This is a genomic window from Bradyrhizobium genosp. SA-3 (assembly GCF_004212635.1).
In the GTDB taxonomy this organism is placed as follows: domain Bacteria; phylum Pseudomonadota; class Alphaproteobacteria; order Rhizobiales; family Xanthobacteraceae; genus Bradyrhizobium.
The window spans coordinates 14,850-26,565 of record NZ_PSRT01000017.1; the positions used below are offsets into that span (position 1 = coordinate 14,850).

The 11,716-nt window shown below is 65.4% G+C and carries 12 protein-coding genes; 7 read left to right on the plus strand and 5 right to left on the minus strand.

What is annotated here, in order from left to right; all coding sequences use genetic code 11:
* Nucleotides 1-113: 113 nt before the first annotated feature.
* From CWO91_RS07860 to CWO91_RS07870, 3 genes are all read left to right on the plus strand, one after another.
* A complete protein-coding gene (locus CWO91_RS07860; protein WP_165405298.1) occupies nucleotides 114-1,667 on the plus strand; it encodes a DUF1800 domain-containing protein in 1,554 nt (517 codons plus the stop codon).
* Entirely contained in the window at nucleotides 1,664-2,887 is a 1,224-nt protein-coding gene (locus CWO91_RS07865) for a DUF1501 domain-containing protein (RefSeq protein ID WP_130212958.1), read from the plus strand. The genes CWO91_RS07860 and CWO91_RS07865 overlap by 4 nt, the downstream gene beginning before the upstream one ends.
* 170 nt (nucleotides 2,888-3,057) lie before the next feature.
* A complete protein-coding gene (locus tag CWO91_RS07870) occupies nucleotides 3,058-3,381 on the plus strand; it encodes an antibiotic biosynthesis monooxygenase family protein (RefSeq protein WP_130212959.1) in 324 nt (107 codons plus the stop codon).
* A gap of 167 nt (nucleotides 3,382-3,548) precedes the next feature.
* Here CWO91_RS07870 and CWO91_RS07875 read toward each other — a convergent pair whose 3' ends face one another.
* From CWO91_RS07875 to CWO91_RS07890, 5 genes are all read right to left on the minus strand, one after another.
* Nucleotides 3,549-4,004: a GNAT family N-acetyltransferase gene (locus tag CWO91_RS07875; protein ID WP_130212960.1), complete on the minus strand. Its 456-nt coding sequence runs from the start codon at nucleotides 4,002-4,004 to the stop codon at nucleotides 3,549-3,551.
* A 168-nt stretch (nucleotides 4,005-4,172) separates the two neighbouring features.
* Nucleotides 4,173-4,985 (minus strand): PAS-domain containing protein, encoded by an 813-nt coding sequence (locus tag CWO91_RS07880; RefSeq protein WP_130212961.1) that lies wholly within the window; start codon nucleotides 4,983-4,985, stop codon nucleotides 4,173-4,175.
* A gap of 127 nt (nucleotides 4,986-5,112) precedes the next feature.
* Nucleotides 5,113-5,271: a hypothetical protein gene (locus tag CWO91_RS07885; protein WP_130212962.1), complete on the minus strand. Its 159-nt coding sequence runs from the start codon at nucleotides 5,269-5,271 to the stop codon at nucleotides 5,113-5,115.
* A gap of 73 nt (nucleotides 5,272-5,344) precedes the next feature.
* The gene (locus tag CWO91_RS42780; RefSeq protein ID WP_165405300.1) at nucleotides 5,345-5,521 is read right to left on the minus strand and encodes a hypothetical protein; all 177 of its coding nucleotides are present in this window, start codon (nucleotides 5,519-5,521) and stop codon (nucleotides 5,345-5,347) included.
* Nucleotides 5,522-5,678: 157 nt separating this feature from the next.
* The gene (locus tag CWO91_RS07890; RefSeq protein ID WP_130212963.1) at nucleotides 5,679-6,329 is read right to left on the minus strand and encodes a glutathione S-transferase family protein; all 651 of its coding nucleotides are present in this window, start codon (nucleotides 6,327-6,329) and stop codon (nucleotides 5,679-5,681) included.
* A gap of 604 nt (nucleotides 6,330-6,933) precedes the next feature.
* On the opposite strand from CWO91_RS07890, the gene CWO91_RS07900 reads away from it, so the two are divergent.
* The 4 genes from CWO91_RS07900 to CWO91_RS07915 all read left to right on the plus strand — a co-directional run bounded on the left by CWO91_RS07900 (nucleotide 6,934) and on the right by CWO91_RS07915 (nucleotide 11,640).
* Nucleotides 6,934-8,136, plus strand: coding sequence for a pyridoxal phosphate-dependent aminotransferase (locus CWO91_RS07900; protein ID WP_130212965.1), 1,203 nt, complete (start codon nucleotides 6,934-6,936; stop codon nucleotides 8,134-8,136).
* A 165-nt stretch (nucleotides 8,137-8,301) separates the two neighbouring features.
* Nucleotides 8,302-8,781 carry a DUF992 domain-containing protein gene (locus CWO91_RS07905; RefSeq protein WP_130212966.1) on the plus strand — a complete coding sequence of 160 codons (480 nt, stop codon included), beginning with the start codon at nucleotides 8,302-8,304 and terminating at the stop codon, nucleotides 8,779-8,781.
* Between the two features lie 183 nt (nucleotides 8,782-8,964).
* A complete protein-coding gene (locus CWO91_RS07910; RefSeq protein WP_130212967.1) occupies nucleotides 8,965-11,013 on the plus strand; it encodes an elongation factor G in 2,049 nt (682 codons plus the stop codon).
* A 354-nt stretch (nucleotides 11,014-11,367) separates the two neighbouring features.
* On the plus strand, nucleotides 11,368-11,640 hold the full coding sequence (locus CWO91_RS07915) for a helix-turn-helix domain-containing protein (RefSeq protein WP_008566993.1): 273 nt from the start codon (nucleotides 11,368-11,370) through the stop codon (nucleotides 11,638-11,640).
* Nucleotides 11,641-11,716 lie beyond the last annotated feature (76 nt).

An 11,716-nucleotide genomic window follows, 5' to 3' on the forward strand; every position in this document is an offset into this window, starting at 1 on the left:
ATTTACGTCGAAGCTTCGCCGTCATTTTCATGTCGGGTTCATCTGTCGCTGCGGTATATTACGCGTTGCGCACGGACTCCGAAAGCGGCTCCCAACGCGCCAAGGACAGATCGATGGCCCGCGATTCGCAAGCCGCGCTCGTTGCGCTCAACCGCTTCGGCTTCGGCGCCCGCGGCGGCGCGTCCGGCGATCTCATCAACGCCGCCTCCGATCCGCGCGGTTTCGTGAAGGCGGAGCTCGCGCGCCCCAATGGCGTGCTGCTGGAAGCGCCGGGTCTGCAATCGACGCCGCAGCTTGGGCAGGCGGTGTTCGCCTATCAGGACCAGGTCAAGCAGGCGCGCGAGGCCGCGAAGGCGGCCGCTGAGGCACCGTCGACACAAGCGCCTGCCGATCAGAAGCCCGCTCTGCGCCGCAATCTCTCGCTGAACGCAGCGGCGGCGGAGGTCGCCGGTCAGATGGCGGATGCAAGACCGGCCGATAATGCGGCGAAGCCGGAGGCGATGCAGCCCAACGCCGCCGCGCCACCCGGCGCAAAGCCCGCGCCACAGCCGCTCAACATCATCCAGAAGACGTTTCGCGCCGAGGCGCTGGCGCGGTTGCAGCGCGCTACCCTGGTTGAGTGCGGTTTCACCGAGCGTCTCGTCGTGTTTTGGTCCAACCATTTCTGCATCTCCGCCAGCAAGGGCGAGCTGGCGCGGATCTGGGCCGGCCCGTTCGAGCGCGAGGCGATCAGGCCGCATTTGCTCGGGCGCTTCGCCGACATGCTCAAGGCGGTCGAGCAGCATCCGGCGATGCTGTTCTTCCTCGACAATCAGCAATCGCTCGGACCGGATTCGCGCGCAGGGCAAAACCGCAAGCGCGGGCTGAACGAAAATCTCGCGCGCGAGATCATGGAGCTGCATACGCTCGGCGTCGGCGGGGGCTACACGCAGGACGACGTCACCTCGCTCGCGCGCATCATCACCGGCTGGACCTTTGCCGGACGGCAGGGGCAATTAGGAGTGCCTGGCTCCTTTGTGTTCAACATCAATGCGCATCAGCCCGGGTCGCAGATCCTGCTCGGCAAGAGCTACGCTCAGGCGGGCCTCGCGCAAGGCGAGGCCGCGCTCGCCGACATCGCGCGCCATGCCTCGACCGCGAATTTCATCGCCACCAAATTGGTCCGTCACTTCGTCGCCGATGCTCCGCCGCCTGCTCTCGTTGCGCGGTTGCGCGACATCTTCGTCAGGACCGACGGCGACCTGAAGGCGCTTGCCATGGCGCTGGTCGATTCCGATGAAGCGTGGAAAGCGCCGCTGACCAAGATGCGCTCGCCTTACGATTTCCTGGTCGCGAGCGGCCGGCTGCTCGCGCGCGTGCCGGAGGATCCCGGCGCCTATCTGAACAATCTGAACTTGCTCGGCCAGCCCCTGTGGTCGCCGGCGGGACCGAACGGTTTCCCTGACACCAGCGCCGCCTGGGCCGCGCCCGAAGGCATGAAACTGCGGCTCGACATCGCGGCACAAATAGGTGCGCGGCTCGGCAACAACATCGATCCGCTCGACCTCCTGGAATTCGCGGCTGCGGACGCGGCCTCCATCGAGACGCGGCGAACCATCGAGCGCGCGGAATCGCGGCAGCAGGCGCTGGCGCTGCTGTTGATGTCGCCGGAAATGCAGCGGAGATGACGATGGTCGATTGCGTCGAGAACCGGCTCCTCACCTCGCGCCGCGACCTCCTGCTCGGCGGCGCCTCCTTTGCGGCCTGGGCTTATCTGCCCAAATTCGCCCGCGCCGCCGACGGGCGCGATCCGCGCCTGGTCGTGGTGATCCTGCGCGGCGCGCTCGACGGGCTTTCGACCGTCGCCCCGATCGGCGACCCCGATTACGCCGGCCTGCACGGCTCGATCGCGCTCACGGCTGACGGCGCGCATCCCGCGATCATGCTCGACTCTTTCTTCGCGCTGCATCCGGCGATGTCGGAATTTGCGCGCATGTATCGCGAGATGCACGCCGCGGTGATCCACGCCGTCGCAACACCGTATCGCGATCGCTCGCATTTCGACGGCCAGGACGTGCTCGAAAGCGGCTATGCCGGCCCGGGCCGGGTGCAGTCCGGCTGGCTCAATCGCGCGTTGGAAGCGCTGCCGCGCGGCGAGCGCGTATCGAGCGGGCTTGCCGTCGGCCCGACCACGCCGCTGGTGCTGCGCGGCAATGCACCGACCGTCGGCTGGGTGCCGGTCGCGCTGCCGCAGGCCGACGACGATACTGCAATGCGCCTCGTCGAGCTCTACCGTCATCGCGATCCCGTGCTGGCGGCGGCCTTGTCGCAAGGCCTCCAGCTCGACAAGGCCGCAAGCGGCGACGACATGAAGCCGAAACGCGGCAACGCAGCCGCGCAGATGCGCCAGGTGGCGCGCGGCGCGGCAAAGCTGATGGCAGCCGACGACGGTCCGCGCATCGCTGCGCTCGCCTTCGACGGCTGGGACACGCACGCCAACGAAGGCGGCCCTGTGGGGCGTCTCGCCTTCCTGCTCGGCGGGCTCGACGGTGCGTTCGCTGAATTCGAAAGCGGGCTCGGGGCGCACTGGCGCGACACCGTGGTCGTCGTCGCCACCGAGTTTGGCCGCACCGCGCGCATCAACGGCACCGACGGCACCGATCACGGCACGGGAACGATCGCGCTGCTCGCCGGCGGCGCCGTGAAGGGCGGCCGCGTCATCTCCGGCTGGCCGGGCCTCAGACTCGCCAACCTCCATGAGGGGCGCGACCTCAAGCCCACCACGGATCTGCGCTCCGTGATCAAGGGCGTGCTGCAAGGGCAATTTGGGCTCTCGGATCGCGTGCTCGCGGAAACGGTATTTCCGGATAGCGCGGCAGCACGGCCGATGAAGGGATTGGTGGCGTAACAACAGCTGTCGTCATTCCGGGGCGCGCGTAGCGCGAGCTATGATGCGCAATTGCGCATCTGAGAATCCATTCGTCAATTGGCTCTGTGGCAAAATGGATTCCGGGCCTGCGCCTTGCGGCGCATCCCGGAATGACGAAATAATCATCGGAGCATCAGGAGAGACAAGCCATGTACATCGCCATGAACCGCTTCCGCGTCGCCAAGGGCTCCGAGGCCGCCTTCGAGCAGGTCTGGCTGACGCGCGACACGCATCTGGACAAGGTGCCGGGCTTCGTCGAATTCCATCTGCTGCGGGGACCCGAGCTCGAGGACCACACGCTGTACGCCTCGCACACGGTCTGGGCGAATTACGCGGCGTTCGAGGCCTGGACCAAGTCGGAGGCGTTTCGCGCAGCGCATCACAAGGCCGGCGACAATAAGCCGCTCTATCTCGGCCATCCCCAGTTTGAAGGCTTTGAGGTGATGCAGACGGTTGGGCGCGGCACGAAGTGACGCTGCCATACAAAAAAATGCGGCCCCTGTCAGACGCGGCGACTGACGGGGACCGCTTGGGGCGCTTGATCGGTGACGGGGGGCCTGATCAGACGCAGGGGTGAGCGTAATCCCGCTATGTTACGCGAGGGTGACAGCGGGACTTATCCACAGGGTGTGGAGGGGGATCAGAACAGCTTGCGATAGACGATGAACCCGGAGCGCTCCGCGACCTTGTCGTATAGGCTCTGTGCCGTGAGATTGGTCTCGTGCGTCTGCCAGTAGACGCGCGGCGATCCCGCCAGCTTCGCCCGTTCATACACGCCATAGATCAACGCCGAGGCGACGCCCTTGCCGCGCGCGGCCTCAAGCGTGAACAGATCCTGCAAATAGCAGGACGGCTCGATCGCGGTCGTGCTGCGGTGAAACAGATAGTGCGTCAGGCCGAGCAGCCGCCCCTCGCTCTCAGCGACCAGCGCATGCACCGGCTCATAGGCGTCGAAGAAACGCTGCCACGTCATGCGCGTGATCTCGGGTGCGAGCGCGGTCGGACCCGAGCGGCCGTAGAAGGCATTGTAGCCGTCCCACAGCGGCAGCCATTGTTCGTAGTCCTGCTTCGTGACGGAGCGAATGGTGAGGGACATGTGAATTTCCGCGATCGATGACGTGTTCTTGATACGCGATGACTACGCCGTCGATCAATGTGCCGAGATAAGGATTTGTTGAATCGGTGCAAGCTCAGAACTCGGTACACCTCTTCCCGCTGGGGAGAGGTGAACCCTGGGCGCTGCCAGAGCTTGATTACAACCTGCCTACTCCGCGACGCGCAGATACCGCATCAGCCTTCGGTTCGCGGGATCGCGCAGCGAGCGGTAGTAATCTGCGCTCGCCGGCGCATCGGTGTGGCGCACGAGGTCGGTCACCGGCGTATAGCTCAGCATGCGGCCTCCGTCGGGCAGCGCGGTGCAGACGAAACGCAGCACCTCGCCGTTGCGCAAGGCGATGTTGATCGGCGTGGCATCGCCGATCCGCACCATCTCCATGCGCTGGGCGATGAAGGTGCCGAGCTCGTCCGCGGGCAGCTCGAACGCGCCGGTGTCGCGGCCGTGATACATCAGCGCGATGAAGGGCGGCTTGCCGTCGGCGATCTGGTCCGGCACCGCAAAATATTCGCGGAACGCGCGGTTGATGAATTCGGCCCGGGTCTCGGTATCGAGCAGCACGACGCCGATATCGATCTGGTCGAGCGCGGCCGACAGGCGCGCGGCGGTGGCGTGGCTCTGGCGCTCGGCCGCGAACGTGCCGAGCAACCGCGCACGCATCAGGCCGGTGATGCCAGCGGTGCCGGCGACCGTGATTGCCAGGAGGCCGAGCCGGATCAGATCCGCGTTGCCATAGCCGGAGACGCCGTGATGGTTGAGGAAGAGCAGTGCCGCGCCGATCACCGCGACGGCTGCACTGGTCATGGCCGAGGCGAGGCCCGACAGCGCGCCGGCAAGCGCCACGAGGCAGACCAGCAGCGGCGCAGGCGAGGGAGTGGGGACGAAGCGGTCGAAGAGCATCGCCAGCAGCAGGGTCGCTGCCGTCAGCACTGGACCGGAGATCGCGCGCCATCCGAACCGCATGGCCAGTCTCGCTCCTCCCGCACCGGGTAAGACCGCAACACTGGCGGATCGTTGCGCCGATGCGATGCGATTTCGCGCGATGCGCTTAATGGGCGCTTGCGGCGGAGCGCAAATCTTTCGGATGATTTTAGACCAAATGCGCGTGCCCGAGACGCTGTTGCAGCGCAGGCGCATTCAGCGTCGAGCTGCCCGAGCTCTTACGCATGCCGGTGAAAATCAACAGCGATGCCGCGACCAGGATGGCCGCAGTCAGAGTGATCGCAACGACTACCACAGGTGACTTCATCGACGTCCTGTCGCAATGCCGGTCGGCGCGGGCCGCGCGGCGCCTTGAAGGCTGGTCCAGGATGAAACGGGAATCAGATCGGCAGGCCCATCGCCATGGTCGCCTTGGTCGACATCACCGTCAGAGTGACGATCAGGCACAGCGAGAGTGCGGCGACGGCGAGCGAGGCCGCGACCGCGTTGGTCAGCCGGGAAGACGCGACGGTGGCGGATTGGCCATGAAAGCCTGCCGTGCCGGACGCCCGAATCATGGGTCTAAATCCCTCAACGCGCGAGCGAATCACCGCGACTTTCCACAATTTCCCAGTTTCAACCGGCAATATTGCGGCGGCTGTCGCGCCGAAAGCGGCGACATTGCGGCAAAGGCGACCGTTATGCCCGCTATTTGCCGGAGCGGGGGCAGGCCTGTCAGGCGCCCGCGGCAATGCTGGCGGGGTCGTCGATGTCGGCCGGGCGCCAGTCCATCGTCACGAAGCCGGGCGCAGCTTCCACGCGCTTCAGCCAGTCCCGGACCGCCGGGAAGGTCGAAAGATCGAAGTCGCAGCGGTCGGCGAGGTGGGTGTAGCCGTAGAGCGCGATATCGGCGACCGTGAGCTGGCGGGCGGCGAAATAGGCGTTGGTCTTGAGGTGGTTCTCCATCACCTGGAGCGCGCCATAGCCGCGCTCCATCCAATCCTCCAGCGAATGGGTCTGCAGATCGCGGCCGCCCTTGACCAGCGACAGCCAGAAATAGGCCGCGCCGATATTGGGTTCGAGCGCATGCTGCTCGAAGAACATCCATTGCAGCGCCTCGGCGCGGTCGATGCGGTTCTCCGGTGCGAGCGGCGTGCCGACGGCAACGTACCAGAGGATGGCGTTGGACTCGGCGAGATAGCGGTCGTCGCCGACCTCGAGCAGCGGCACCTGGCCGGACGGGTTCTTCGACAGAAAGTCCGGCGTGCGGCTCTCGCCGCGCAGAATGTCGATCTCGATTGCCTCATAGGGTACGTTGAGCAGCGCCAGCGCAAGGCGGACCTTGTAGCTGTTGCCGGAGAGCTGCATCGAATAGAGCTTGTACATTCTGGGAGTTCGTTTCCGAGGATGGGAAGGCGCGGCGCTGGCTGCCCTGCAGCGCGGCTAGACAATGATGCCGATGCGAATCCGCCGCAAGAGCCGGTCCATAGAAAAACTCGAAAACCCTACCGCACTGCAACGCCACGGAAGATCATTTCCCCGCGACCGTGCAACCGAGATCACGCTTGCATCAGCACACCAATGCGTTGCTCCGCGCAATCGTGAACTCCGCGGACGACTGTGTGCATCGGGCTTAGGGTGCCAGTCTTCCGCGTTGTCATGGCCGGGCCTAGCCGACCGAAGGACGGCGTCGCTTCCGCTCGGCTAGGTCCCGGCCATCCACGCCGCGGCAAGCGGTTCGAAGAATGTGGATGCCCGGGACCCGGCTATCAATTGCTCCGAGGACAAGCCTTGCCGGATATGAGGAATTTGGCCGGCAAAGTTGCGGAACATTGCGGTCAATCGCGCCTCGAAACGCTGGAAATCCGCAAACTTTTGCGAGATCGGGCCGAAGTTTCTTGCGGTGCAGCGGCTCACGTTTTAGGGTGGCTCATTCCCACAATCAGAGTCGTGAGGCCGAGGGCTTCACGACGCTTGTCAGGAGATGACGATGTCCTTCCTTGCCGCTGCGCTCGACCGTGTGAAGCCGTCCGCGACCATCGCGGTCACGGATAAAGCACGCGCGCTGAAAGCGGCGGGCCGCAACGTCATCGGCTTAGGTGCCGGCGAGCCCGACTTCGACACGCCTGCCAACATCAAGCTGGCGGCGATCCGCGCCATCGAGGCCGGCAAGACCAAGTATACCGCGGTCGACGGCATCCCCGAGCTGAAGGAAGCCATCATCGGCAAGTTTCAGCGCGAGAACGGCGTCGCCTACAAGCCGAACCAGATCATTGTCGGCACCGGCGGCAAGCAGGTGCTCTACAACGCGCTGATGGCGACCATCAATCCGGGCGACGAGGTGATCATTCCCGCGCCCTATTGGGTCAGCTATCCCGAAATGGTGGCGCTTGCCGGCGGCGAGCCGGTGCCGGTGGTCTGCACCGCCGCGACCGGCTTCAAGCTCGGGGCCGAGGCGCTCGAGCGCGCGATCACGCCGAAGACCAAATGGGTGATCCTGTGCTCGCCGTCGAACCCGACCGGTGCAGCCTATACTAAGGCCGAGCTGAAGGCGCTCACCGACGTGCTGGTCAAGCATCCGCATGTCTGGGTGATGACCGACGACATGTACGAGCACCTCGTCTATGACGACTTCCAGTTCACCACGGTGGCGCAGGTCGAGCCGAGCCTCTACGACCGCACGCTCACGGTGAATGGCGTGTCGAAGGCCTATTGCATGACCGGCTGGCGCATCGGCTATGCCGGCGGCCCGGCGCAGCTGATCAAGGCGATGTCGACCATCCAGTCGCAATCGACCTCGAACCCGTGCTCGATCGCGCAATGGGCCTCGGTGGAAGCGCTGAACGGTCCGCAGGACTTCATCCCCGCCAACAACAAGGTGTTCAAGGAGCGCCGCGACCTCGTCGTCTCCATGCTCAACCAGGCAAATGGCATCGAGTGTCCGCGTCCCGAGGGTGCGTTCTACGTCTATCCGTCCTGCGCCGGCACCATCGGCAAGACCGCGCCGTCGGGCAACGTGATCAGCAATGACGAGACGTTCGTCACCGAGCTGCTGGAGACCGAAGGCGTCGCCGTGGTGCAGGGGTCGGCCTTCGGCCTCGGACCTGCGTTCCGCATCTCCTATGCGACGAAGACCTCGGATCTCGAAGACGCCTGCAAGCGCATCCAGCGCTTCTGCGGTAATCTGCGCTGAGCCTCAACGAATTGAAAAGGCCCGCCTCCGGCGGGCCTTTTTATTGTTTGCACGCTTATCGCCGTGCGCGATCTGGCACCACCACGGCTCTTGTGGCATAGACCATCATGCGCCACGAGTAGGGCGTGCCTCTGCACGCATCACATTCATCGCCGGAGACGTTTCATGCGCCGTTCGTTCCTCCTCGCCGGGCTCACCGCCGCAAGCCTCGTTGTCTTCGTCGCTGCTGCCAGCGCGCAGCAACGGATGACGCGGATCGGTGTGCTCGAATGCCGCGGCGGCGCCAGCGTCGGCTTCATCGTGGGATCGGTGACTCATCTCGGCTGCGTGCTGCGCGCCGACGGTCTGCCCGACGACCGCTACGTCGCGACGATTCGCAAAGTCGGCCTCGACATCGGCATCACCCAGGAGACGGCGCTCGCCTGGGGCGTGTTCGCGCCGGTCGACCGGCTCGGCCCTGGCGACCTCTCCGGCAATTACGCGGGCGCGCAGGGCAGCGCCTCGGTCGGCGTCGGCCTTGGTGGCAACGTGCTGGTCGGCGGCTCCAACAATTCGATCGCGCTCCAGCCGCTCAGCGTGCAGGGCCAGGTCGGCCTCAACGTCGCCGCGGGTCTGGAGAGCCTGGAACTTCGTCCGGGGCGCTGAGCCGCCGTCAATTCTAATTGACTGAGCCGGCTACGAGACTCGCGTTCACCTCTCCTCCGGGAGAGGTGAATACCGACGACGCACCGCAGCGACGTTTGATGCTTGCCAAATCTTGGGGACGGGCAGACCATCTGCGTTTGCCGACCCAATCATGGGCCGAGCTCCACAAAAAGGAGGCGGCGAATGGGACAAGACGTCAGAAGTCCCCGAGGTCCACGGTGCATCGCGCTGGTGGGCCCATTCCAAAGCGGTAAAACCACACTTCTCGAAGCAATTCTGGCGCGAACGGGCGCGATCCCGCGCGCCGGCAGCGTCGATGCCGGAACTTCCGTCGGCGACGCCACGCCAGAGGCCCGTGATCACAAGATGACCGTCGGGCTGACTGCCGCCACCACGAGTTTCATGGGCGACAGCTACACCTTCCTCGACTGTCCCGGTTCCGTCGAATTCGCCCACGACATGCGCGCCGTGTTGCCCGCGGTCGATGCCGCGGTCGTGGTCTGCGAGGCCGACGAGAAGAAGCTGCCGCAGCTTCAGATCATCCTGCGCGAGCTGGAGGAGCTGAAGATCCCGCGTTTCCTGTTCCTCAACAAGATCGACCGCGCCAGCGAGCGCATCCGCGAGACGCTCGCAATGCTGCAGCCCGCCTCGTGCGTGCCGCTGGTGCTGCGCCAGATTCCGATCTGGAACGGCGAGCTGATCGAGGGCTTCGTCGATCTCGCGTTGGAGCGCGCCTTCGTCTATCGCGAGCACAAGGCCTCCGAGGTGATCGCGCTCGAAGGCGGCAATCTCGACCGCGAGAAGGAGGCGCGCTTCTCGATGCTGGAGAAGCTCGCCGATCACGACGATGCGCTGATGGAGCAGCTGCTCGAAGACATCCAGCCGCCGCGCGATGCCGTGTTCGACGACCTTGCCCGCGAATTACGCGAAGGACTGATCTGTCCGGTGCTGCTGGGCGCCGCCGCGCGCGAAAACGGCGTGCTGCGTCTGATGAAAGCGCTGCGCCACGAGGCGCCCGGCGTTGCGGAGACCGCAAAACGTCTCGGCGTTCCCGACACCAAGGATGCGCTCGGCTACGTCTTCAAGACGCTGCATTCGCAGCACGGCGGCAAGCTGTCGCTGACGCGGCTGCTCGCCGGCCATCTCGACGATGGTGCCACGCTACAATCCGCCGCCGGTGGCGCGGGGCGCATCTCCGGCATCCTCGCCGTCAACGGCGCCTACGATACCAAGCGTGCCTCGGCCGAAGCCGGCGACACCGTGGCGCTCGCCAAGCTCGATCCCGTAAAGACCGGCGACACCGTCTCGAGCGGTAAAACACCGCCGGCTGCGCTCGTTGCCGTAGAGCCGACGCCGCCGGTGCTCGCGATCTCGATCGCGGCCACAGATCGCAAGGACGACGTGAAGCTCGGCCAGGCGATGGCCCGGCTGCACGAGGAGGATCCCTCGCTGGTCGTCGTGCAGAACGCCCAGACCCACGATACCGTGCTGTGGGGCCAGGGCGAGATGCATCTGCGCGTCGCCGGCGAGCGGCTGCGCGACCGCTTCGGCGTCAAGGTCACCTCGCATCCGCCCGCGATCGGCTATCAGGAGACCATCCGCAAGCCGATCACCCAGCGCGGGCGTCACAAGAAGCAGTCCGGCGGTCATGGCCAGTTCGGCGACGTCGTGCTCGACATCAGGCCGCTGCCGCGCGGCGACGGCTTCAAGTTCGCCGAGAAGGTGGTCGGCGGCGCGGTGCCGCGCAACTACATCCCGGCGGTGGAGGAAGGCGTCGTCGATGGGCTGGCGCGCGGCCCGCTCGGTTTCCCCGTCACCGACGTGGAGGTGACGCTGACCGACGGCTCCTATCACAGCGTCGACTCGTCGGACCTCGCCTTCCGCACGGCGGCGCGGGTCGGGCTCAACGAGGGCCTGCCGCAATGCCAGCCGGTGTTGCTCGAGCCGATCCACATGGTCGAGATCGTCTGCCCGACCGACGCCACCGCCAAGATCAATGCGATCCTGTCGGCACGGCGTGGCCAGATCCTCGGCTTCGACACCCGCGACGGCTGGAGCGGCTGGGACTGCGTTCGCGCCATGATGCCTGAAGCCGAAATCGGCGAACTCATCGTCGAGCTGCGCTCGGCCACCGCCGGCGCCGGCAGCTTCACCCGCCAGTTCGACCACATGGCCGAAGTGACCGGCCGCGCCGCCGACCAGATCATCGCCGCCCATCAGAACGCGGCGTGATCCCTAAGGAAGGTAATGGCCTCTCACTCCCTCTCCCTGTTCTTCACGGGGAGAGGGTGGGATGAGGGGCTGCCTCCGCGGATGCGGCATTTCATTGAGCCGAACCCGCGCCCAACCTCCGTCATTGCGAGCGACTTGTCCGCCGTAGCTCGAAGAGCGAAGGCGGAAGCGAAGCAATCCAGAATGTCTCTGCGGAGGCGGTCTGGATTGCTTCGTCGCAAAGAGCTCCTCGCAATGACGAAGGAGGCAGATGGGGCAGCCCATAAAGTCCTTGCGCTCGACCCCAAATGACGTATTTTACATCATTGTATATGTCCCAGATATCATTTATAGGCTCTGATACGTGAGGCCACGGTGATCACGTCGTTCCAGATGCGGGCAGCGCGGGCGCTGCTCGGCATTGACCAGAAAACCCTGGCCGAGCTCGCCGGCGTTTCGCTGCCGACCATCCAGCGGATGGAAGCCAGCACCGGCAATGTTCGCGGCGTGGTCGAGACCCTGATCAAGGTGGTCGAGGCGTTCGATCGGGCCGGCGTCGAGCTGATCGGTGAGCAGGCGCGCAGCGACAGCGGCGGGCGCGGCGTTCGCCTCAAGGAGCCGGGGCCGCCGCGGCGGGTGGGGGCATGATCGGGCATTGATCATGCTCGGGATCAGGATGGGTTAGCGCATCGTCGCACCTCGGCAACACGGGACGCACGATGCT